This is a genomic window from Mycolicibacterium sp. TUM20985 (genome assembly GCF_030295745.1).
GTDB lineage: Bacteria > Actinomycetota > Actinomycetes > Mycobacteriales > Mycobacteriaceae > Mycobacterium.
This window is the reverse complement of the sequence record NZ_AP027291.1, coordinates 4,033,069-4,054,622: the sequence shown is the minus strand read 5'-3', so window position 1 is coordinate 4,054,622 and position 21,554 is coordinate 4,033,069. Positions and strand designations below refer to the sequence as shown.

24 protein-coding genes are annotated in these 21,554 nt (G+C 62.5%); 18 read left to right on the top strand and 6 right to left on the bottom strand.

Annotation, left to right across the window (positions count from 1 at the left end; all coding sequences use genetic code 11):
* The first annotated feature begins 62 nt into the window (after positions 1–62).
* Positions 63–623, top strand: coding sequence for a TetR/AcrR family transcriptional regulator (locus QUE68_RS19890; RefSeq protein WP_284235515.1), 561 nt, complete (start codon positions 63–65; stop codon positions 621–623).
* A 37-nt stretch (positions 624–660) separates the two neighbouring features.
* Here QUE68_RS19890 and QUE68_RS19885 read toward each other — a convergent pair whose 3' ends face one another.
* The 4 genes from QUE68_RS19885 to QUE68_RS19870 all read right to left on the bottom strand — a co-directional run bounded on the left by QUE68_RS19885 (position 661) and on the right by QUE68_RS19870 (position 4,437).
* Positions 661–1,764 carry an acyl-CoA dehydrogenase family protein gene (locus QUE68_RS19885; RefSeq protein WP_284235516.1) on the bottom strand — a complete coding sequence of 368 codons (1,104 nt, stop codon included), beginning with the start codon at positions 1,762–1,764 and terminating at the stop codon, positions 661–663.
* Between the two features lie 15 nt (positions 1,765–1,779).
* Complete coding sequence (locus tag QUE68_RS19880) at positions 1,780–2,547, bottom strand: SDR family NAD(P)-dependent oxidoreductase (RefSeq protein WP_284235517.1); 768 nt, start codon at positions 2,545–2,547, stop codon at positions 1,780–1,782.
* 30 nt (positions 2,548–2,577) lie between these two features.
* Positions 2,578–3,768: a thiolase family protein gene (locus tag QUE68_RS19875; RefSeq protein ID WP_284235518.1), complete on the bottom strand. Its 1,191-nt coding sequence runs from the start codon at positions 3,766–3,768 to the stop codon at positions 2,578–2,580.
* 204 nt (positions 3,769–3,972) lie between these two features.
* The gene (locus tag QUE68_RS19870) at positions 3,973–4,437 is read right to left on the bottom strand and encodes a PaaI family thioesterase (RefSeq protein ID WP_284235519.1); all 465 of its coding nucleotides are present in this window, start codon (positions 4,435–4,437) and stop codon (positions 3,973–3,975) included.
* Between the two features lie 231 nt (positions 4,438–4,668).
* Between QUE68_RS19870 and QUE68_RS19865 the strand changes: the two genes are divergently transcribed.
* Positions 4,669–5,499: a mycofactocin-coupled SDR family oxidoreductase gene (locus QUE68_RS19865; protein ID WP_284235520.1), complete on the top strand. Its 831-nt coding sequence runs from the start codon at positions 4,669–4,671 to the stop codon at positions 5,497–5,499.
* 287 nt (positions 5,500–5,786) lie between these two features.
* On the top strand, positions 5,787–6,686 hold the full coding sequence (locus QUE68_RS19860; protein ID WP_284235521.1) for a tetratricopeptide repeat protein: 900 nt from the start codon (positions 5,787–5,789) through the stop codon (positions 6,684–6,686).
* Between the two features lie 26 nt (positions 6,687–6,712).
* On the opposite strand, the gene QUE68_RS19855 is transcribed toward QUE68_RS19860, so the two are convergent.
* A protein-coding gene (locus QUE68_RS19855) for an IS3 family transposase (RefSeq protein ID WP_286274290.1) occupies positions 6,713–7,851 on the bottom strand; the annotation gives its coding sequence in 2 pieces (ribosomal slippage) (positions 6,713–7,581 and positions 7,581–7,851; 1,140 coding nt in all).
* A 245-nt stretch (positions 7,852–8,096) separates the two neighbouring features.
* Entirely contained in the window at positions 8,097–8,765 is a 669-nt protein-coding gene (locus QUE68_RS19850) for a TetR/AcrR family transcriptional regulator (protein WP_284235522.1), read from the bottom strand.
* Positions 8,766–8,862: 97 nt separating this feature from the next.
* Here QUE68_RS19850 and QUE68_RS19845 point away from each other — a divergent pair, with 97 nt between their 5' ends.
* The 15 genes from QUE68_RS19845 to QUE68_RS19775 all read left to right on the top strand — a co-directional run bounded on the left by QUE68_RS19845 (position 8,863) and on the right by QUE68_RS19775 (position 21,448).
* Positions 8,863–9,417 (top strand): TetR family transcriptional regulator, encoded by a 555-nt coding sequence (locus tag QUE68_RS19845; RefSeq protein ID WP_284235523.1) that lies wholly within the window; start codon positions 8,863–8,865, stop codon positions 9,415–9,417.
* A gap of 787 nt (positions 9,418–10,204) precedes the next feature.
* A complete protein-coding gene (locus QUE68_RS19840; RefSeq protein WP_286274289.1) occupies positions 10,205–10,642 on the top strand; it encodes a hypothetical protein in 438 nt (145 codons plus the stop codon).
* A gap of 65 nt (positions 10,643–10,707) precedes the next feature.
* Complete coding sequence (locus tag QUE68_RS19835; RefSeq protein ID WP_284235525.1) at positions 10,708–11,526, top strand: ABC transporter permease; 819 nt, start codon at positions 10,708–10,710, stop codon at positions 11,524–11,526.
* The gene (locus tag QUE68_RS19830) at positions 11,526–12,374 is read left to right on the top strand and encodes an MlaE family ABC transporter permease (protein ID WP_454786491.1); all 849 of its coding nucleotides are present in this window, start codon (positions 11,526–11,528) and stop codon (positions 12,372–12,374) included. Before QUE68_RS19835 ends, QUE68_RS19830 begins: the two co-directional genes overlap by 1 nt.
* Positions 12,375–12,423: 49 nt before the next feature.
* Complete coding sequence (locus tag QUE68_RS19825) at positions 12,424–13,497, top strand: MlaD family protein (protein WP_284236181.1); 1,074 nt, start codon at positions 12,424–12,426, stop codon at positions 13,495–13,497.
* The gene (locus QUE68_RS19820) at positions 13,494–14,498 is read left to right on the top strand and encodes an MlaD family protein (RefSeq protein WP_284235526.1); all 1,005 of its coding nucleotides are present in this window, start codon (positions 13,494–13,496) and stop codon (positions 14,496–14,498) included. Before QUE68_RS19825 ends, QUE68_RS19820 begins: the two co-directional genes overlap by 4 nt.
* Positions 14,486–15,466 (top strand): MlaD family protein, encoded by a 981-nt coding sequence (locus tag QUE68_RS19815; protein WP_284235527.1) that lies wholly within the window; start codon positions 14,486–14,488, stop codon positions 15,464–15,466. The genes QUE68_RS19820 and QUE68_RS19815 overlap by 13 nt, the downstream gene beginning before the upstream one ends.
* Positions 15,466–16,560, top strand: a complete 1,095-nt coding sequence (locus QUE68_RS19810; protein ID WP_284236182.1) for an MlaD family protein — start codon at positions 15,466–15,468, stop codon at positions 16,558–16,560. Before QUE68_RS19815 ends, QUE68_RS19810 begins: the two co-directional genes overlap by 1 nt.
* Positions 16,557–17,564, top strand: coding sequence for an MlaD family protein (locus tag QUE68_RS19805; RefSeq protein WP_284235528.1), 1,008 nt, complete (start codon positions 16,557–16,559; stop codon positions 17,562–17,564). The genes QUE68_RS19810 and QUE68_RS19805 overlap by 4 nt, the downstream gene beginning before the upstream one ends.
* Entirely contained in the window at positions 17,561–18,514 is a 954-nt protein-coding gene (locus QUE68_RS19800; protein ID WP_284235529.1) for an MlaD family protein, read from the top strand. The genes QUE68_RS19805 and QUE68_RS19800 overlap by 4 nt, the downstream gene beginning before the upstream one ends.
* 54 nt (positions 18,515–18,568) lie before the next feature.
* Positions 18,569–19,234 carry a hypothetical protein gene (locus tag QUE68_RS19795; protein WP_284235530.1) on the top strand — a complete coding sequence of 222 codons (666 nt, stop codon included), beginning with the start codon at positions 18,569–18,571 and terminating at the stop codon, positions 19,232–19,234.
* Positions 19,235–19,272: 38 nt separating this feature from the next.
* Positions 19,273–19,920 carry a hypothetical protein gene (locus QUE68_RS19790; protein ID WP_454786524.1) on the top strand — a complete coding sequence of 216 codons (648 nt, stop codon included), beginning with the start codon at positions 19,273–19,275 and terminating at the stop codon, positions 19,918–19,920.
* A gap of 92 nt (positions 19,921–20,012) precedes the next feature.
* Entirely contained in the window at positions 20,013–20,423 is a 411-nt protein-coding gene (locus QUE68_RS19785; RefSeq protein ID WP_284235532.1) for a hypothetical protein, read from the top strand.
* A 57-nt stretch (positions 20,424–20,480) separates the two neighbouring features.
* Positions 20,481–20,921 (top strand): hypothetical protein, encoded by a 441-nt coding sequence (locus tag QUE68_RS19780; RefSeq protein WP_284235533.1) that lies wholly within the window; start codon positions 20,481–20,483, stop codon positions 20,919–20,921.
* Positions 20,918–21,448: a hypothetical protein gene (locus QUE68_RS19775; RefSeq protein ID WP_284235534.1), complete on the top strand. Its 531-nt coding sequence runs from the start codon at positions 20,918–20,920 to the stop codon at positions 21,446–21,448. The genes QUE68_RS19780 and QUE68_RS19775 overlap by 4 nt, the downstream gene beginning before the upstream one ends.
* Positions 21,449–21,554 lie beyond the last annotated feature (106 nt).

Here is a 21,554-nt window from a genome sequence, read left to right as displayed (position 1 = left end):
GCACCGCGTGAGAAGTTCGGGGAGCGCCAACGGCTGGTGAGCGCTCTGCGTAAACTGCTGCCGTGACACGCGACGAAGAGATACTGGCCTCGGCAGAGAAGCTGTTCTTCGAGCGCAGTTTCGACGGCGTCGGCGTCGACGAGATCGGGAAGGTTGCCGGGTCGAGCGGCTCGGCACTCTACCGGCACTTCAACAGCAAGGACGCGATTCTCGCCGCGCTCTTCGACAAGGTGCTCGATACGCTGCTGGTCCGCATCGGCGAACCCGACGACGACCCCGAGGTCGAACTCGAGAAGCTCATGAGATCGTTTGCGAGCCTGGCGAAGAGCCATGAGCGGCTGGTCGCGATCTGGTTGCGCGAGCAGCGATCTCTCGCTCAGCGGTACCGCCGCGAACACGATCGTCGTCTCCGCCGCATCACCGAACGCTGGGTCAGCTGCCTGCAACGTTGCTATCCGGAGCGATCGACGGACGAGATCGTGACCGCCACTCGTGGCGTGCAACTGCTGCTGATGTCCGAGGCGTTGCGGCCACCGACCGGCAGGCGCGCCAAACAGGCCGAGGAGCTACTCGTGCAGATGGGCCTGGCAAGTCTCCTGGCCTTGCAGACGCCCCCGATCTAGACGTCACCGAGCGGACGTCAGCCTCAACGGGCCAGGGCTACAGGCCAATTCCCGCGGCGATCGTACGGCGCGGGTCGGAATGGGCCTGTGCGGCCAGCCCGAGGAAACGCGCGTCGGCGAACGCCAACGAGATGGGATACTCACGCATGTAACCGTAACCGCCGTGCAATTGCAGGCCCTGGTCCGCGGCCTGATGGTTCAATGCTTCGCCGCGCAGACGTAATGCCGCCGCGTCGTCAGCGTCCAGCGTTCCAAGACTGCGCGAGCGCAGGCAGGCGTCGGCGAGGGCGGTGATCGATTTCAGATCAGCCGACAATTCGGCCAGCCGAAAGCGGGTGTTCTGGAACTCAGCGAGACTGCGTCCGAACACCTTTCGGGTCGAAACGTAGTCGATGGTCAGTGCCATCGCGGCACGGGCCGCGGCCAGCGCCAGGACACCGAACCAGAGGTCGAGATCACGCTGCGCCGTGGCGGCACCTTCCGGCCCCACCACCGCGCCATCGCTGAGTCGCGCACCGGTGCACACCACATCTGCTATCGCCGCGTCGGATGCCGCCAGGCTCCCCAGCACGGGTTCAACTGTGACGCCGTAAGAGTCGACGGCCAGGAGTACCGCCTTGGGCTCCGGGTCGCCGTGGGGGAGGAGGAGCAGATCCGCCAATCGACCGCCGGGAACGCCTGGTACGACACCTGTCAAAACGGCGGGATCGGCCGCGATGGACCCCCGCCCCGCGGGCAGGCCGACTAGCTCGCCACTGGCGAGACCCGGCGCCCAGCGGGCTCGGTCGGCGTCGGTGCCGTGATTGATCAGGAACGGGATGACCACACCTGCGTGAAGTGCGAATATCAGCGCGAGGCCGGTGGCACCGGCCGCAATTGTCTCTTCGACGAGCACCGCCAGGAATCCCACGTCTGCGGTCCCACCGCCGCCAAACTCTTCGGGCACCGTGATGCCCAGGAAACCCGCCTCGCCGGCGGCGGTGATCACGGCGCGCGGGATGGTGCCATCACGTCGCCAATCATCAAGGTGCGATGAAACTTCGGCGGTGACGAAGGCTCGGACGCTTTTGCGGAACGCTTCGTGGTCTTCGTCGAACAACGACGTGCCCACTGAAGCCAGTGCCTTCGGCGCGGTCAGCAAGTCACCCCACCCCGTTCATCGCGGAGCCATTCGAATCGCGCCGTCGAGGCGGATCGTCTCACCGTTGAGCATCGGGTTGTCGATGATGCTTAACGCGAGTCGGGCGTATTCGTCGGGCTGGCCCAGGCGACTGGGATGAGGCACCGATGCGGCCAGCGACTGCCGCACCTCATCAGAAAGCCTTGCCAGCAGTGGTGTTTCGAACGTTCCGGGAGCAATCGTGCACACGCGGATTGCCTTTGAAGCCAAGTCCCTGGCCGCCACGATGGTCATCCCGACGATGCCGGCCTTGGACGAGGCGTAGGGAATCTGGCCAATCTGACCTTCGAAGGCGGCGACGGACGCGGTCAGGATCGCTACGCCGCGGTCGCCGTCGAGCGGCTCGTTCTTCGCCATCTGGGCGGCGGCCAGCCGGAGTACGTTGAACGAACCAACGAGGTTGAGTTGGACTATCTCGCTGTAGGTCTCTAGTGAGCCGGGGGTGCCGTCCCGGTTGACCAGCCTGACTGGACCGCCACGGCCTGCGCAGTGCACCACTGCACGAAGCGGCCCGCGGTCCGCGGCGGCATTCATCACCGCTGTCATGTCGTCACCGCTGCGGACGTCCGCGGCCACGAACTGCACCGCGTCTCCGAGTTCCTTGGCGATGGTCTCGCCATCCGAGGTCAGCAGGTCGGCGATCACCACATGGGCGGCGCCTTTGGATACCAGGCGTTCGACGGTCGCCCGGCCCAGGCCGGATGCGCCACCAGTGACGACCGCACTGATTCCATCAATCTGCATGTGCTTCAGATCCTTTCGTCGTCGCAGTCGTTAGAGGCGTTCGATGACGGTGGCGTTGGCCATTCCGCCCGCTTCGCACATGGACTGCAGGCCGTACCGGCCACCGGTGGCCTCCAGCGAGTTGAGCATGGTGGTGAGCAGCCGTGCCCCGGATGCGCCGAGCGGGTGGCCGAGCGCGATCGCGCCGCCGCGGGGGTTGAGCCGGGCTGGGTCGGCGCCGAAGTGTTGCGCCCACGCCATGGGCACCGGAGCGAACGCCTCGTTGATCTCGTAGTGGTCGATGTCGTCGATCGACAGGCCGGACCGCGTCAGCAGCTTCTCGGTGGCGGGCAGTGGACCGGTGAGCATCGCGATTGGGTCGTCACCGGCGAGGCCGAAGGCGTGAAAGCGGGCCCGAGGGGTCAGGCCGAGTGCATGTGCGGTGTCATCGCCCATGATCAGCACCGCCGTCGCGCCGTCTGCCAGCTGTGACGAGTTTCCCGGCGTGATGTGCCAATCGCCGATCTCGGGGAAGCGCTCGTCCATCTCGGGTGAGTAGAAGGACGGCTTTAGGGCCGCCAGGCCCTCGGCGGTGGTCGACGGTCGGATGGTCTCGTCGGTGGACAGCGTGCCATCCGGCGTGCTGATGGGCACGATCTCGCCACTGAAGTCGGCGGCCGCGGCATTGGTGTGCGACTGGGCGGAGAACTCGTCGATCGCTTCCCGGTCGAGCTTCCAGCGGGACGCCACCAACTCGGCAGAGACTCCTTGTGATACCAGTCCGGGCGCGTAGCGCTCGAGCACCGACGGTCCATAGGGGTCCATGTTGATCCGGGAGGTGAGCATCGGAATGCGGCTCATCGACTCGACGCCGGAGGCCACCACGATGTCGCATGCCCCCGAGATGACCGCCTGTGCCGCGAAGTCGGCGGCCTGCTGGCTGGATCCGCACGCACGGTTGATGGCCACCGATGGCACCGTCTCCGGCAAACCCGCGGCGAGCCACGCCCACCTACCGATGGGTCCGGCCTGTTCACCGACCTGGCTGACGCAACCGGTGATGACGTCGTCGACCAATGCCGGGTCGATGTCGTTGCGCTCGAACAGGTGGCGGAGAACCTGGCCGAGCAAGTCGACCGGGTGCACACCGCTCAGGGCGCCTCCTGGCCGGCCGTCCTTGGACGCCTTGCCCTTTGCCATCGGCGAACGGATGGCGTCGACGATAACTGCGCTACGAGTCATTTCCTGTGACCCTCTGACTGTCTACTTCGTGGGAGCTGCCGAGGCGATGGCTACGGTGTCCCAGCACGAAGTCGGCGATGAGGCCGGACGTCGATCGCTGCATGTCGAACCTAACGTGTTTGAGGTCTGCGGGAGGACCGCTGATTTTAGAACCATAGCGTCTCACTAAGCTCGCGGCAAGAAGCCGCCAGCCGTGGTGCTCGGTCATTCGGTCTTGGGGCCGCGCGACGAGCCCCCGACGATCATGGTGCCCTGGCTGGTGGCGCAGCGGTCTCGGTTGTGGTCCTCGACCACCACCTCGATGAACTTGGTCCGGCGGCCGCCGAGCGTCGTGGCCCGGAAGGTGATGGGGGCCATGGCCGGTAGATGGAACTGGAACTGCAGCGACCCCGTCGCGGGCAGTCCGTCGACGTTCTGGCGACGCGTGATCGCCCCCATGACCTGATCGGCCGCGGCGGCAACGGTGCCGCCGTTGACGGCGCCGTTGGGATTGGGCGTTAGGGTCGAGCAGTCCATGATGGACACCGCCGAATGGGCCTCGAGCGCTAAGCACACCAGGCCGAGCTCACGACAGTACGGAAGCGCGTTCGCCCAGCCAACCCAGTCGATGTCGTCTCCGACCTCCGGATCCCACCAGCGGGTTGGGACGGCTTCGCCGTAGAGCGCCATGGTCCTCCGATCTTGATGTCAAGCTGAATGCAAGCATACGACTGCGATGTGAACGATCGTTCCGGCGGGTGCCGGCTGAGCCTAGCCGTGAACAATGTGCACGTTGACACGGGCTAGTGACTCGGGTAATTATGAGATGGATAAACTTAAAAAAGATTGCCCTCGGTCATGCCGAATCTGAATCGCACCGTAGGCGGACCGTCAGCACACGAGCGGAGTTAGGACATAGTCATGGGACTCGCCGATAACAAGGTCGCCTTCATCTCGGGGGTTGCTCGCGGGCAGGGACGCTCACACGCGGTTCGGCTGGCCGAAGAGGGCGCCGACATCATCGGTTTCGACATCTGCGCCAACGATAACGCGGTGGAGTATCCGCTGGCCACGCCGGACGATCTTGAGGAAACGGCATCGCTGATCGAGAAGTTCGGCCGCAAGGCAATTCTCGAGGTCGCCGACGTGCGCGATTACGACGCGGTCAGGCGGGTCGTCGACAACGGCGTCGCCGAGTTGGGCCGCCTCGACATCGTGCTGGCGAACGCCGGGGTCATGGCCATCACCGGTAAACACCGGCTGCGGCGTGAGGCCTGGTTCGCCGGCATCGACATCATGCTCAACGGCGTGTTCAACACCGTGGAGGCGGCGCTTCCGCACGTGAAGGCTGGCGGTCGCGGCGGCTCCATCGTGATCACCAGTTCGACCGCCGGCCTGACGGGTGGTCTTTCGGACGGATCGCCGGGGATCCAGGGATACATCGCAGCCAAGCACGGCGTGGTGGGCCTAATGCGGGGATGGGCTAATTGCCTTGCGCCGGAAAACATCCGGGTGAACACAGTGCACCCCACCGGGGTGAACTCGCCGATGGTTGCCAATGAAGCGTTTGCACGGTTCGTCCAGGAGTATCCCGAGGTGGCCGGGATCCTGCAGAACCCGCTGCCGGTCCCCAACGGGCTGCTCGAGCCGGAGGACGTCACGAACTCGATCATGCATCTGATCTCTGATGCCGGGAAGTTCATCACGGGCAGCACCTTCACGGTGGACGCCGGTTTCAGCAACCGGGCCTGAGCTCGACGCGCCGGCCCGGTGGACTGCCTGGGCCGGCGTGGTCGCCACGGCAAGGACTTGGCCGTCCGCGGTTGGCTGTCGACCGGGTGCCTCCCAGTCGCCTGTCGCCAACAGGACAGGAACGTCGAAGTGCCCACAGTAGGCGGAATGGCATCGTCGGATGCGCGCCACGCAGCCCACGGTTGCCCTGAGCGGGGTTGTAAAGCTCTCCGCGAAGCGGCGTTCGGTCACGTTCGACGCAACCTGACCGAAGAACTGCCAGGGCGTCGCCTCTGTGGGCTGGTGCCATGAAGCCGCAGGCCCGCGGCGCGGCCACGACCGACCAAGCCGACGCTCAATACGAAGTGGGCGTCGCGCATTACGCACTTGGTGGCGAGGATTCGGTGCTCCAAGCCGAGGTCTGCTGGCGCGAAGCCGCCAATTTCGGACATGCGGGCGCGCAGTACAACCTCGGTATCGTGTTGTACGAGCGTGCTGATGCGCGGTCGGTGGCCGAGGCGGAGTGGCGGTGGTGCCAAGCGGCCGAGAACGGACACGCGGGCGCGCAATACAACCTCGGAGTGCTACTCGATCTGCGGGGCGACATTTCTGGGGCCGAGCAATGGTGGCGCCGTTCGGGAGGAGCGGGAAATTCGACGGCTCTACACAACCTGGGGGTGCTTCTCCTCGATCGTGCACCCGATGAAGCCGAAGACTGTTGGCGTCAGGCGGCATTCGCCGGAAATGCAGCCGCTCAGTACGACCTTTGCGCACTCTTGGCTCGACGCGGTGATGTTGAATCCGAGATGTGGTTGCGTCGGGCAGCCGAAAGCGGTCACCCCGACGCGCAGCACGACCTCGGACACGTCCTTCAACTTCAATCCGATTCGTCGTCGATATCGGAGGTCGAGTGCTGGTGGCAGAGGGCGGCAGGAGCGGGGCACTGCGAAGCGCAGTACAACCTTGGCGCATTGCTTTACGCGCGTGGCGACATGCCAGGCGCCGAGCGGTGGTGGCGAAGTGCGGCCGAGGTGGACCACGTCAGCGCCCAACACGGCCTTGCTGTCCTGCTATTCCAGCACGGCGATGGCGATTCGCTAGCCGAAGCGGGGCGATGGTGGCACGCCGCAGCAAGCGCCGGACATATCAAGGCGCGTAACAACCTTCGAGCACTTCGAGAACTGAGCGCAAATGGCGACGAAAGGTGAGGGGGACCCGTTTGGTGGTCCAGTCGCTATGCGACTTGGGGTTGGTGGGTCGTGGTCCACTGTAGAGCGAACTCGGCTGGAGTGCGTTCGCCGTGGGCGGAGTGCGGCCTGTTGGCGTTGTAGTCGCAGCGCCAATCTTCGATGATCACGCGAGCCTCCAGCAGCGAGTAGAAGCGCCACGAGTTGAGCAGTTCATCACGTAGCCGACCGTTGAACGATTCGATCCAGGCGTTCTGCCACGGCGAACCGGGATCGATGAAAAGCGAACCGGCACCGTTGAATCGGCACCAATCACTGACCGCGTGCGCCACGAACTCGGGACCGTTGTCGAAGCGCACGTAGTAGGGCGCCCCGTGGGCGAGGACCAGGCGATCCAAGACCTCGACGACACCGTCGGCGTCGATGGAGCGGTCGACTTCGATCGCGAGCGCTTCGCGGGTGAACTCGTCGATCACGTTCAACATCTTCATGGTGCGGCCATCGGCGGTGGTATCGAACTGAAAGTCCATCGCCCAGATCACATTCGGACGGATCGGTGACATCGCGCCCACGGCGACACCGATACCGGTCAGACGCTTCTTCTTGCGGCGTTGCGGGACCCGCAGACCCTCCTCACGCCACAGACGACGGATTCTCTTGTTGTTGACCTGCCAGCCAGCTCGGCGGGCCATCTTGGCTGCGCGCCGCCACCCCCAGCGAGGCCGGTCGGTGGAAAACCGGCGCAGCCAGGCACGTAACTCGGCCTCCTCCTCGGTGATCGGCGGTGGCGTCAGGCGCATCGTGGAGCGGTGGATGCCCACCACCGTGCACGCTCGGCGTTCGGATACCCCGAACCGGTCGCGCAGCACCTGGACGGCGCGGCGCTTGCGGTTCGGGGTTAGAAGTTTCCCGCCGAAAGGTCCTTGAGCATGTCAATGTCGAGGGCCTGGTTGGCGACCAGCTTCTTCAACCGGGAGTTCTCCGACTCGAGTTCTTTGAGCCGTTTGGCCTCGTTCGCCTTCATGCCGCCGTACTGGGCAAGCCAGCGATGCCACGTCGACTCAGCGATCTCCAGATGCCGGCACACCTCGTCGAGTGCCTGACCGCCGGCGAGGAGCTTGTGGCCCTCGGCGAGCTTGCGAATGATCTGATCCGGCGTATGCCGCCGGCGCTTGTTCGATGCCATGTCGTCGTCGATTCTTCCTGCCCGAACACTCGGGCAACAGAGTCGCACAACAACTGGACCACTACGACGGGCTCACCTCAAAGGAACGGCTGATGACGAAGCCGCCACGGTGCTTGCTTCCCAGACCGGCCGTGGAGGGCAGATGCTCTATCAACCGATCAGCAGCTATAAACAGGTCGAGTTGGATACACGAGCTGGGGAAGTCCTCCAATAACGGATACCCGGGCCCTGCGGCAACTCGTCGGCTATGTCTCGCCCGCAGCGACTTCGCCGCTTGAGAAGATGATGTGAATGCCCAAGGCTTCGAGCGACGCCTCGATCGCCTTGGATGAGCGTTTGGCGAACATGCCGCCTTCCAGACGAAGGGGCATCATCGTCAACATCGCGCGGACGAGGGTCCGGGCGGCCAACTGAGCGGCGGGACTACCCACGGCTGCGACGGGACTCGAGGCAGCGGCATGCTCGAGAAAGCGACTTGCTCCTGCGACGTGTCGGGCTTCGTGCTGGTCACGCAGGCGGGCGCTTTCTGGGGTTGCACCAGGTAGGTGGCTGTAGAGGATCTTGGACGCGTCCGGATGGTCGGTCACCCACTGATAGGCGCCGTGAATGATGACGAACAGTCCTTCTGCGGATCCCCGATCAACGCCGCTGACGGCCGACGCGGCTGCGACTGCCGCGTCCAAGCTCTCGTACACCACGGCAGTGGCCGCGTCGAAGACGTGGGCCTTGGTGGGGAAGTGGTAGTAGACGCTCGAGGCCGAAACCTTTGCCGCATCGGCGATGTCATTGACGCTGGTCTCGACGAACCCACGTTCGGCGAAGACGGACACCGCAGCGGCGATGATGTCATCCCGTCGCGACGGACGATGCGCAGCCCTGTGGAAACCATCTTCGGATTCGGCGATCGCGATCAACGTTTCGCACCTCACCCATCGTCTGTTCGTCTGTAGTTACTATAGATTGGTGCCAGTAAAGCGCAGCGCACACCGACCGTCACGCAAGCAGTCAGTCGTGGAGGCGGCATTGCGTCTGTATACAGATTGTGAGCCTGCTTCGATCACCGTGGCCGACATCGCGGCTGAAGCCCAAATGACGGCCGCGGCCGTGTACTACCACTACGCGACCAAGGAGGACATCCTCCTCGATGGGCTGTCCGCGTTCGCCGACGCCCTTTCCGGGTACGTGACTTCCCTACTGGCCGATGAAGCTGCATCTCCTGCCGACCTACCCGTGCGCCTGCTTGACTGGTTGGGTCAGCGTCGGCATGCCGCTACGGTCTGGTTTACCTACAACGGAAACCTCGGAATGGCTGTCGAGGCACGTCGGCGCATCACCAACGAGTTTCTGGTCGCCGAGATTCTCAGGAGCGTGAGGACCCACCGGCCCGACTACTCCCTACCGCACGCCTCCGTCGTGGCGGTCGGTCTGCACTCGGCAGTTGAAATCAGTGCCAGCGCCTGGTTGGTGCCGGACGACGTCCTCGTGTCCGGTCGCGAGGACGATTTTCGACGCGAGGTAGCAGCTCTGGGGGCCAAGGTTCTATCGGCGCCTGCGCCGGTCCACTAGATCCGCGGGCAACGGCAGTGAGACGGTTTGTTCACTGGCATTAAGAGAAGGTTGCCCTCGTATGACTCGACGGACCATCGGAGCGACCGTGGCGTGAATCGGGTTCCCGACGGTGGCGCCGGGTGGCCGAAGTCCAATCGGCCCGGGATTGCCTCGATCTCCGACATGCGCGCGCGTCGACGAGATTGGTCAGCGGGTCGGCGGGCACCCTTTCCAGGGCCATGACCGTCGTGGGGCCGCGTCAGTGGCGCAGCCAGGTACCTCGCAGACTGTCGTCAGAACCTTCCGGTGCCAGTGGCGTGAACGGTCTCTCACTACTTCCCTCCTCATGGTCGACTGCCAGCGACGCTCCTACCGCGGTGTGGCGCGGATGTTCGCTAGCTTTGCCTAACCCCGGCGCGGCGCCGTCGGTGGCGGAGCGGGCGCAAATGGGGTGAGGTCACCCCAACGGGTCGCGGGGCATGATCCAGCTCACAAACTCAGCGCCCGACCGCGACGGTTGATCGAGCATCGATTGGACAGATTCGCCGACACGGTCTGCGATGTGGACTCCTGACCTGGTATTTCTAAGATTCCCGATCTCTTTATCAACAGTGCATGTCAAGAGGGATAACTAAGTATCCAGGACGTCCAGAAACGGCTTGTGCTGTCCTCAAAAAATGGTGTACCGTCGTGTCGCAGACGGCTGTGTCTTGAATCACAAACGAGGTGGGTCAGCGCGAGCTGTCACAAGCCACTAAGGAGTTGGCTATTCCATGCGAATCGAACACGGACAGGAGCGCGACGCGTGATGCCGTCGTTCAGCTCTAGTGCGAGACCTCTTCGCGGGGTCGGCGATTTCTTCGCCATATCGGCGCATGACCTCGTGGTGACGTTCAAACCGTCGTTCACGCGGCGGGATCGTCTACTCCAGATGTGGTTCGCCGGGTGGGCGACGATCCTCCTGGCAACCATGCTGACGGTGTCCACCCTCATGGGCCCGCTGTTCGACTCAGGTGCCGCCAGCGTCTCCGACACCGGTGCAGCGACGACGTCGGTCACCCAGATCGGTCTCGTGGTAACGGTGCTCGTCGTCGCCAGCGCGATAAGTATGACGTTGCTGTCCGGCTCGGCCGAGGTGATCCCGGGGATGGTCGAGGGGGCTTCGTTCGGAATGGCAGCGTCCCATCTGTCGCCATCACGCACGCCGTCACTTCCAGTCGCATCTATGGTCGCCCGATGGTAGGAACCGCAAGCCTCCCTACGGTGTCCAGTCGGCCCGGCGGCCACAAGCAACCGCGGACGTCTACGATGCGAAAGACATTTGGCCGGAGGGTATCCCTGTTCGGTGCCGTTCCGGTCCGGGCGGCGAGTACCACGGGCCGCGCGATACATCTTGCCGTCTCCGTGTTTCGCTATGCCGTCATCGACACCTTTACCTTGCGGCTGCCGGTCAGCGAATTCCTTTGGCAGGCTTGGGCACTGCTGAAGGTGACCGCGACGCCGGCAGTTCTGATGGCAATACCGATCGGCGGGATCGTCACGGTCGTGGTTTCGGGATTGGTGGCTCAAGTGGGTGCGACGGCGCTACTCGGCGCAGCGAGTGGAGTGGGCGTCCTACGGCAGGGCGCGCCCGTCACCGCAGGGTTGCTGATGGGTGGCGCCGCGGCCTCAGCCATCGCGTCGGACTTCGGGGCACGTGCCATCCGCGAGGAACTCGACGCCATGCGGGTGCTCGGCGTAGATCCGGTACGGCGTCTGGTGGTGCCTCGGTTCTTGGCGCTGCTACTGATCGCCCCGATCCTCACCTTAGTCATCATCGTGTCCGGCACGGCGTCGGCGTTCCTGCTGTCGGTCACGGTCAGTGGTGTGGCGCCGGGGAGCTTCTGGGGTTCCTTCGGGACGTTCGCGAAGATGACCGACGTGTACTTCGCGTTCGCGAAGGGCCTCGTCTTCGCCGCAATCGTTGCGGTCATCTCGTCGATGCGAGGCATGGAAGCGAAGGGCGGTCCGCGAGGTGTTGCCGATGCCGTGAATGCGGCCGTCGTCATCAACGTCGTGCTCATCCTCTTCGCGAACCTGGTCATCACTCAGATATCGACGATGTTCTTCCCGACGGCGGTCGCGTGATGTCGGCACCCTCGGTTCTTGGACGCGCAGGTTCGACTGTCGTGGGATCGGTTCAAGGGATGCTCACCGGGTTCGGGCAGTGGACCTTGTTCATTGGGCAGGTGTTCTTCTACTTGCCACTGACGATCCGCAAGTACAGCCGACAGACCTTGGCGGCCACGATCAACATGGCTTGGGGCAGAGGCTCGCTCATCGTCGACGGCGGCACGATCAGTGTCCTGCTGCTCCTCGGAATCGCAACCGGCGCCTCGTTGGGCATCGAGGCGCTCGCGACACTGAACATCCTGGGTTTTGGGTCACTGGCCGGCATCATCGGCGGAATCGGTGCCGTTCGCATCCTTGGACCCATCGTCGCCGGGATCGCGTTCATGTCGCAGGCGGGCACGCGGATGACCGCCGAGATCGGGGCGATGCGCATATCGGAGGAGATCGACGCGGTCGAGGCAATTGGGTTGCGGCCTATACCCTTCGTCGTGGGCACTCGGTTGATCGGCGCGCTCACGTGTGTCATCCCCGGCTACCTGCTGACCATCATGGGGGTCTTCTACACGATCGAAACGGTGGTCGTCCTCTTCAGCGGCGAACACGGCGGCACCTACACCCACTACTTCGTCCAATTCATGAACCCGATCGACCTCCTCTACTCAACGATCAAGTTGAGCATCTACTGCATCGCAGTAACGCTGATCCATTGCTACTACGGATACTTCGCCTCGGGTGGCCCAGTCGGTGTCGGCATGGCTTCTGGTCGCGCCGTGCGCGCGAGCCTGGTGACGATCGTCGTCTTGGATTTCACGACGACTGTGTTGCTATGGGGCCTCCGGCCCGAATTCATATTCAAGGGATAGTGGGCATTTCATGCTAAGAGGATCGGCGCAACATCAGCAGCGGGTGTTGATGGCCATCGGCGCTGCCGTGCTGCTGTGCGGCGCCCTGGTCGTTTCACTCATCGTCTGGAACCCATTCGGTGGGCGACCCGAAGGACTGTTCTCCATCGCGATCACGACCCCATACGTCGGACAAGGCGTGGAAGCGGGGACAGTGGTCGTACTGCATGGCGTCAAGGTCGGTCAGGTCACCCACGTCACCAATACCGCTGGCGGTGGCGTGCAGCTCGACACCGAGCTGCAGACTCAGCCCACCCAGGGTCTCACCAACACCATGAACATTGATTTCCGGCCAATCAACTACTTTGGCGTCCCCGGCATCAACGTGATCCCGAATTCGGGCGGCCAACCACTTCGGGACGGGAGCGACATCACGCTGGTCCCGACGGGAAACTTCACCCTCTCGGAACTGCTAACCCAATTGGGAAATGTCTCCCAGGCCTCCCTGACGCCACAGCTCATCCAAGTCATCGATCGCGTGACCCGCTACACCGACGGACTCAACCCGCTGTTCGAAACTGCGGTGACGATATCGAGAGCGGTCGAAGCCGTGCAAACGGACCCCACGGAAGAACTGGTGACCAAGCTGTCGTCAGCGGTCGCAGCAGTACCGCCATTCGCCGACGCGGCGATCGTCGCCGGCAGGCGAATCCAGGATTACAGCTATTACCCCGGACAAGCCGTTGAACCAGCTGCGTCCAGTGGCCCGAAGCTGGAATTCCCGTACATGACAAATGTGAAGACCCCAAGCTTGGGCGAAGTACCCGAGGATTACTTCAAGGACCATTACGTGGGCACCTTGGATGCGGTGCAGACAGGTCTCTTTGCATCTGTGGGTAAACTCGTCAGCAGCCACGTGGATGATCTGACGCCCTTGATCTCCGGTATCAAAGCAATTTCGGACACGGGGCCCGTATTGCTGCGACCGCAGGACGTGGCTGAAAAACTCTCGGAATTGCGTTCGCGGTTCGAAAACCTTTATGCCGGCAATGGCGATCAGCATGCAATTTCGGTACGAATCCTATTGGACGGTCTTCCCGGCGTGGCGGCGCCGGTCGGGATCGTAATAGAAGGCACGCCATGAAGCTCACCTCCTCCAGCTGGCGGATCGCCATCGCGCTCGCAGTCTCGGTCGTGCTCTTCATCTTGCTGTCGAACACCCTCATCAACCCCGTGGCGGTCGATACGCGGACCTACACTGCCCAGTACACGGACGCGTCCGGGCTTCATCCCGACGGCGATGTGCGCGTCCGGGGAGTTCGGGTGGGAAAGATCGAATCCGTCGACCTCGCCAGGGTCAATGGACAGAATGTCGCGCAGGTCAAGTTCACCCTGGACAAGCAGTACGGCGTCGTGGGGGTGACGAGGCTCGCCATCAAGTTTCAGGCCCTGACCGGTGTCCGCTACATGGATGTCACGAACCCCGCCGAGAGATATCGCGCCGATGATCTGGTGACGCAGATACCCACGACGATGACCCAGCCCTCCTTCGACGTGACGGTACTCTTCAATGGTCTCCAGCCCGTGCTCGCCACCTTGAGCCCAGACGAGATAAACACGTTCACCGCCAATGCGGCATCGTTCTTGACCGGTGACGGAAGCGGATTGGCGCCGCTTCTAGACAGTATTCGCAGGCTCACCGAGTTCGTGTCGGATCGTCAGCAAGTGGTGGCGACGTTGATCAGCAACCTCTCGGGGCTCGCCGACGCCATCGGCGGCACGTCCGAGAAGTTCATTCACATCATCGATCTGGCAAACCAGCCGATAGACGCCGCCAACAGTATTTTGGATGAGTTTCGCAAAGATCTTCTCTACAGCAAGGACTTCTTTGATCCCGTCACACGCCTGCTGCACAGCGCCGGCTTCAGGAATGGAATCAACGTCGACGAGGCTCTGGACCGAGCATCCAGCAATCTCGACAATTTCTTCGACGCATTCAAGTTGGTGCCCGTGATCAACGAGAACATCCCACCACCGAGTGCCGACGGAACCGCGCTCGAGCCGTGTTCGCGCGGCAACTTTCAACTGCCGGAGACAATGGACGTGTTGCTGAACGGTCAACGGGTGGTGCTGTGCAATCGCTGAAGTCGAAGGCGGTGCTGCGCAGCCCGCTCGCCTGGGGTGTCGCGGCGACGGTGTTGGCGACTGTCGTCGCGCTGGTATTGACCTATATCTTCTACAACCCCCCGGGTAAAGGCCAGTTCGTGTCCTTCTACACCGACGACGCGGCTTCGCTCCGTGCCGGAGACGAGGTGCGGATGGCTGGCTTCAAGGTGGGGACGGTGACGGATCTGTCACTGGAGTCGAATCAGGTACTGGTCAAGGCGCGTATTGACGACACTGCATTCGTTGGCGATCAGTCGCAGGTAGACGTTCGAATGCTCACCGTCGTCGGCGGGTACTACGTCAATCTTGCTTCGATAGGCAACGCCCCACTGGGCGGGGAGACCATTCCGCTTTCACGCGTGACGATGCCGTACAGCCTCATCCGCACCCTGACCGACACCACGAAGATCACGCAGAATGTGAATACGACGCCGGTCAACGAATCGCTGAACCAAATTTCGCAGGGCTTGACGGGTACGAATGTTCAAGTCGTGGCGACCACCATCAACGCCGGCAACGCTCTGATGTCGACGGTCGAAAGGCAGCGGGGCCAAGTGACGAAGATCCTCAACTTGTCGGACGAGTACATTAGATCGCTGGCGAACTATCGCGATAAATTCGAGCAACTGGTGAGGAAAATTTCGATCCTGACCCAGACATTGGTGATCTATGACAAGGGCTTGTCCCAAACGATCCAGGGTCTTGGCGATGTCGCCCTCGCTCTCAAACCCCTTGGCGATTTCTACGTGGGTCACAGGCTCGAATTCATCGAACGGGTGCGCGACTTCCTGTATAGGGGTCGGTTGTTCGTGGAGCGCAACGGGTTGACCATACGTGCCCTCAAACGGACGCAGAATTTGTTCGACCGAGTCCTCAATGCACAGAACGCGGAACCGGGCCTGCTCGCGACCGACCTGTGCGTGCCAATTCCAGGGAGCGCGTGCTGATGACAGCGCCGCGTTCATACTGGTTCCGGCGAGCGTTGCCGGCGTTCGTGGCCATGGTGGTCATAGCCAGCTGCTCCTCCTGCACGGCGTCCACCAAAGCGCAGGCCGTCGACTATTGCGCGATGATGCCCGACAGTGTCGGACTGTACGTGGACAACCCAATAACCCACTTGGGCTACCCCATCGGCAAGGTCACGGCCATCACGCCGTCGGCGCAGTCCGTCCGCGTGGACTTCAGCATCGACGGCGGGCGACCGATCCCAGCGGACGCGAAAGCGGTCACGCGGTCGACCTCGATCCTCGCCGACCGAGCATTGGAACTTGTGGGCAATTACGACGCAGACCAACACCTGCCGCCGGGAGGCTGCATACCGCTCGGCCGGTCACTGACCCCGAAGAGCTTGTCCGAAGTGATCGGATCATCGACCAACTTCATCAACTCGATCAACCCGGCGGGATCGCAAAACATCGGTGACCTCGTCCGTGGTTTCGACGAGGCGCTGCGCAATCAGGGGTCAAACGCCAACAAGCTGCTAACCACCACGTCGTCAGTGCTGGACTCTCCCGATCGGGCCATCGGTGACCTGGGCTCCATCACCCGCAACCTCAATCAGTTGACGACCACGCTGGTCGACGTCCAGCCGACGCTGAAGGGTGTGTTCGACGATGGCGCGAATTCCGTTGCGCAGGAGGTAGCCGCAACGTTGAAGGGGTCGTCGGACGCTTTCGAAGGGCTCATCCCCGTCATCGCGGCTGCCTCGGGAATTGAACAGGAACTCGGTCCCCAAATTCAGCAGTTGCTTGATGCGCTATCAGTGGTCATTAGGAAGGCGACCCCACGCGCTCCCTTTTACGCGAGCCTATTGAACGTCACGCCTCGCGTGATCAACGGGCTGGCGAATCTTGCCAACAACCACGACTTCACGCTTCACTACCGGCCGCCGCTGTACCGTCTCCGCACACCCGACGGCGTCCTTCAATGCAACGTCATGAACGCGTCAATGCCGGGGAGTTGCGCGAACGTCAAGGGAACGCCATACGCGATAGACGTGGCATTACTCCAATACGTTCTGACTCAGGCGGCCAATAAATGACACTCCGATCCCGGCTGGTCGCCGGCGCGGTCGCTACGGCCACACTCCTCGCGGTCTCATCCTGCGCATCGATCAGCGTGGACGCGTTACCGCAGCCGGGCCCGTCGTATGACGACGGATACGACCTCCTGATGCAATTCGACAGCGTGCTGAACTTGCCCAATCGCGCAAAAGTGGTGCTGGACGGCGTGACCGTCGGAGTGGTGTCGAAGGTGGCGCTCACCGACCGAGACGTTGACGTCACTGCGCGCATGCGTCGGGGCGTCGTCGTCCCGTCCGATATCCACGCGGTGCTGCAGCAGGCGACGGTGCTCGGCGACATCTACGTCGCGCTCGAGCGGCCGCCGGCAGGCGCTACGCCGGGGCCCGCTCCCGCACTGGCACCGGGGGCGGCCATCCCGGTCGCCCACACGACGTCCCCGCCACAGCTGGAAGACACCATCGCGAGTCTCGCGAACTTCGTCTCCAGCGGATCCATTCAACGGGCACAGAACACCATCATTCGCCTCAATCGCGTAGTGCCGTCCAGTGACGAGGTGCGAACGCTTACGGGCCGGCTCGAAACCGATCTCTCTGCCCTATCGGCGAACATCGATACGGTTGACCAACTGCTCGACGGCGTCTCCAAGAGCGCGGCGGTCGTGAACAGTCACATTCCAGAGCTGCAATTCTATTTCTCGCCGACGGGGCAACGCGGCTTCGAGCACTTCGTCGCCGTCGCGAATTACGTCGCCACCATCCTCCCCGGCGTCGGAAGTATCACGCTTGGCGGATATTGGCTGGTTCCCTTCCTGAATTCGCTGGCCGACTCCGTCGGTGCGCTGCAACAGTCGAAGGTCGCCGGCGAAGCCGCAATACCGAAGTATCGGCACTTGTTCACCGATTTCATCCTGCCGGTCGACAAGTACCCGGCCATCAACATCACCTCGATCATTGGGCCTGACGGTCGGGAGCTATCGGGCAATGTCCAAGAAGTACTGCGGATTCTGGGTGCTACGCTATGAACGCCATAAGAAGGCGCGACGTCATATCGTATTTGACCTTTGCAGCCATCATCGCCGTCGTCCTGTTCTATTTCGGGACGCTTGGACTTCGCGTCAATCTGCCTTCTGACCGCACCAATCTGTCCATGGACGTCCCCGACGTGAACGGCCTCGTCGCCGGCTCGAACGTGCTGTTGCGTGGTGCGCCCGTCGGCAAGGTGATCAACACCACGACGTCCACCCAGGCGGCATCCATCGACTTCTACGTCGAGGGGAATTATCAGATTCCCGTCGACACCGAGGTGCAGCTCCAGAATTTGTCTGCGCTGGGCGAGTCCTACATCCAGTTACTGCCGCGCAGCGACGGTGGACCGATGCTCAAGGACAATCAACGCATCTCGACAGAGTCGGTGGTCCAGCCGCCGTCGATCTCCGAGTTGGCGACGAGCGTCGTGCGAGTACTCCACCAGATGGACCCCGACGCCCTCGCACGCATCATCAGCGAGTCCGACGCCGCATTGCCAGATCCCGTCGCCGTGCTTCCCAACTTGTCGCGCGCCAGCACGGTGCTGAACAACATGCTCAATGGATTGGACGGCCAGGGCCGCGAACTCCTGAGCAATTTTCAGACGCTGATCCGCAACTCCGAATGGGTCAACCCGAATTTGACCAGCCTCACCCCCGGTGTCACGGCAATAGGTGTAAACCTACAGGACTACTTCAAACATTTGCCGATTCTCTTCGATAGCGATAATCCGGAGGAAATTATAAATCTCAACAATTTGGTCGCGCGAATTCAGACCCTCCTGGACGAACGTGGCGGCGATCTGAAAGTTTTGGGTGAGGCGTTCCAACCGAAGCTCAACACCATCGCCGGAACTTTGATGAACTTCGACAGCGGGCAGATACTCGACCACTTTCTTCAGCAGGCGCCAGCTGACGGGATGATCACCCTTCGCGTCACGCCATGACCCGAACGGGCGATCGCTCGCCCGTCAGAGATGAATTTCAAGAGAGGCTAGACAATGACCATCGACAAGACCGAAGCGCAGGAGCTACGCGAGCCCGACGGCGCCACCGCTGCCGCCGAGCCGGATCCGATAAAGCCATCGGCGAATTCGTCCCATGGCGTGGACTCTCCCGAGGGCGTGAAGTCGACCCGCCGACAAAGGTCGATGTCCATCAGTCTGCGAGATCTGATCCTTGGTGCCGTGATCGTGGCACTGATCGCGGCGGTCGCCGCGTTGGGTTGGCTGTACGTGGACGCGCGGCACCAGCTTGACGCTCAAGCCACTCAGTCGGCCAACGATGCGCACGCGGAGAAGATTGCGCTTGACTATGCGGTCAATGCCGCGACGATGGATTACAAGGATCTTCAGGCTTGGCACGTCAAACTCGTAGCGGGCACGACCCCTGAGCTCACCAAGAAGCTCTCCGACGCGGGCACCTCCATGGAACAGGTCTTGGTGCCGCTGGAATGGAGTTCGGCCGCGCAACCCTTGGTGGCCAAGGTCAGATCGACCACCGGCGGGGTCTACGTCGTGGACAGTTTCGTCAGCGTTCAAACCAAGACGGTACAGGCGCCAGAGGCGCTGCAATCGACGGCAACGTACAGCACGACGATCGACAGCAACAACAACTGGCTGATCACCGACGTCGGCGGAATCGGTTCAGCGATGGGACCGAAATAGCACCCGCGGGCTTCGGGAGAATCGGGGCAATGGTGATGATGAGAGACAGAATTCGACGTGGCGCGGGCGCCGTGGGTTGTGCGGTGATCTTGTTTGCGATGGGTGTCTGGACGGGACCACCGGCTGATGCGGATCCCGACGGTACGGTTCCGCTTCCCGACCCGCCGTCGGACAGTTCGCTGATCAGGCCCTTGCCCGTCATCACGCCCACCGCGTCGGCGTGGGCCCCGAAATTCCCCTTTCCCTATGACCAGACAAGGAACAGCGTCACCGACGCCGACATCACGGCGATGCGTGAAATGTGTCAGTGGTACAACGCTCAGTACGCCACGCTTCGTTTCCAGATCGACAGACTGCAGACCAACCGGATCGGTCCCGACGGGCAAGATTATGACTACAGCCGCGACGATATTCAGCAGCAGGTCGACATCGTTTCCGGAAACATCACCCAGGCCGTCGACTTTCTGGCCCCTCGTGCCCAGTCGCTGACGCAGGCGCAGAACCCGTACGGCGACAACTATTTTCCCATTTACGAGGGCGAGGCCTTCTTCAAGCTGTGGGAGCAGTTGTCCAACGTCAGTAACGGGATACTGGCGCATCAACCGGATTGGTTCACCGGGCCGTCGGTGCAGAAGGCGAAGCGCTGGGGTAGTGACATCCACCGTTCGCATGTGTGCGAACAGTGAGACGTATGCGAAGGGAAGGAAAGATGACGACTCGGGACCCCACCCCGCCTAGCAGGCGCACCCGTCTCGAAATGTGCTTCGCCCTCGCTTCATTGACGATCGTCAGCGTCGCCGTGGCGCCATCGGCGGTGGCAGATTCCACCGACAGCCTGAGGGAAGTGGTCGCGGCGGCGCGGGGATCGGCATGCGCGCCGCTGCGGTCCGACCCGGTCATCGACCAGGCGGCTACAGAAATCAACGAGACTACCGACAGCTGGCTCAATAACGCGTCACGGGCCGTTCCGGAGACTGATGCGTTACCGCTACTGAAGGACCTGGGCTACGGCAGCAGCAAGGCAACAACCCTGTCGGGCGCCGCGAAGAACGAAGGCGATGCGATAAAGGCCCTGATCATCCAGGGCTATACGAAGCTCCCGGACTGCTCGTACACCGACTTTGGCGTAAGTGTGCTGTACAACGCGAAGAAGGACATGACACTGACGACGGTCGTGCTGGCTGGTTAGAAACGACCCGTTTCCTCGAAGGTTCACGATTTTCACTCTCGATGCTGAAGGAGCCAGGTGAAGCGAATTCAATCGACGGCGGTCTCGATAATCGTCGGTCTCACTGGCTTGGCGTACGCACCGGTGGCGCGCGCAGAGGATACCGTCACCTACGACATCTTCTCCGACTCGGTCGGCGAGTTGGCTGGCGTCGAATACCGCGACACGTCGGGTAAGCACTTGCTGCAGGACGTGCCGTTGCCCTGGACTCTGACCGTACCGGTGGTCAATGCGACGAGCCCGACGCGTGACGGTGCCGAACTGCGAGCCGACTGGCGACCGAACTTTCGGACGGCCGCAACCGTTGCGCGGGTCCTGCAGGGCCATTTCGTGACGGTCCGCATCATGAAAGGAGACGACGTACTCTGCGAGAGCATTCTCGATCTAGGAAATGCGACTTGCTACGGCAGCGTGCCGCACACGGCGGAGAACGAATCATCGCCGGGCAACCTACCGTGACCGGGCGACTTGCAGGCTGCGCCAAACGGCTTCGCCACTGGTTGGCGGTGTTCGCCTGTCTGAGCGGGCTGATGATCGTCACGCCGCCGACGGTGCACGCAGAGCCGAACGGCGGCTCTCCGTCGAGCCCCTACCCGTCGTCCTACTTCATCCTCGATTACTACGACAAAGTGAAGTACGACGACTACTTCACCAATAGTGCTGGTGGCGTCTGGTTCTCGACACCGCTTGGACTCTATTGTGGCATCTGGGACAGGGGAAGCTTTGGCTGTATCGGCGATATCCGCGGTGCGCCGCCAGGCACGACGAACATCGGGTGGGCCAACGGAAACATCGTCACACGTTACGACTGGCTGTTGGGGGTCCAGTTCCCTCCGGGGCGGGCGGAGCGGGATCTGCCCCCGCGCAGTTACATTGAATACAACGGGACGAGATGCGCCACCATGGCGGATGCGGGCACGTATTGCTCGCGCGGTCCGTTTAGGTTCTTCGTCACGCCGACCCAGACATGGCTGAGCCCGCCGTGACGAGCCACGCACGCCCCTGATAGGTCCAACGGCGTTTGGTGGCGCCGACACAGTTCGGAAGTGCGGGTGCATGCCGCGCATCGACGTCGAATCTCACTCGAGCCGA

Coding starts and splice junctions, on each gene's coding strand:
- QUE68_RS19790 (WP_454786524.1), top strand. CDS start 19,273: ATGAGAGACAGAATTCGACGTGGCGCGGGCGCCGTGGGTTGTGCGGTG.
- QUE68_RS19805 (WP_284235528.1), top strand. CDS start 16,557: ATGACACTCCGATCCCGGCTGGTCGCCGGCGCGGTCGCTACGGCCACA.
- QUE68_RS19865 (WP_284235520.1), top strand. CDS start 4,669: ATGGGACTCGCCGATAACAAGGTCGCCTTCATCTCGGGGGTTGCTCGC.
- QUE68_RS19810 (WP_284236182.1), top strand. CDS start 15,466: ATGACAGCGCCGCGTTCATACTGGTTCCGGCGAGCGTTGCCGGCGTTC.
- QUE68_RS19835 (WP_284235525.1), top strand. CDS start 10,708: ATGCGAAAGACATTTGGCCGGAGGGTATCCCTGTTCGGTGCCGTTCCG.
- QUE68_RS19800 (WP_284235529.1), top strand. CDS start 17,561: ATGAACGCCATAAGAAGGCGCGACGTCATATCGTATTTGACCTTTGCA.
- QUE68_RS19875 (WP_284235518.1), bottom strand. CDS start 3,768: ATGACTCGTAGCGCAGTTATCGTCGACGCCATCCGTTCGCCGATGGCA.
- QUE68_RS19825 (WP_284236181.1), top strand. CDS start 12,424: ATGGCCATCGGCGCTGCCGTGCTGCTGTGCGGCGCCCTGGTCGTTTCA.
- QUE68_RS19820 (WP_284235526.1), top strand. CDS start 13,494: ATGAAGCTCACCTCCTCCAGCTGGCGGATCGCCATCGCGCTCGCAGTC.
- QUE68_RS19870 (WP_284235519.1), bottom strand. CDS start 4,437: ATGGCGCTCTACGGCGAAGCCGTCCCAACCCGCTGGTGGGATCCGGAG.
- QUE68_RS19795 (WP_284235530.1), top strand. CDS start 18,569: ATGACCATCGACAAGACCGAAGCGCAGGAGCTACGCGAGCCCGACGGC.
- QUE68_RS19880 (WP_284235517.1), bottom strand. CDS start 2,547: ATGCAGATTGATGGAATCAGTGCGGTCGTCACTGGTGGCGCATCCGGC.
- QUE68_RS19830 (WP_454786491.1), top strand. CDS start 11,526: ATGTCGGCACCCTCGGTTCTTGGACGCGCAGGTTCGACTGTCGTGGGA.
- QUE68_RS19860 (WP_284235521.1), top strand. CDS start 5,787: ATGAAGCCGCAGGCCCGCGGCGCGGCCACGACCGACCAAGCCGACGCT.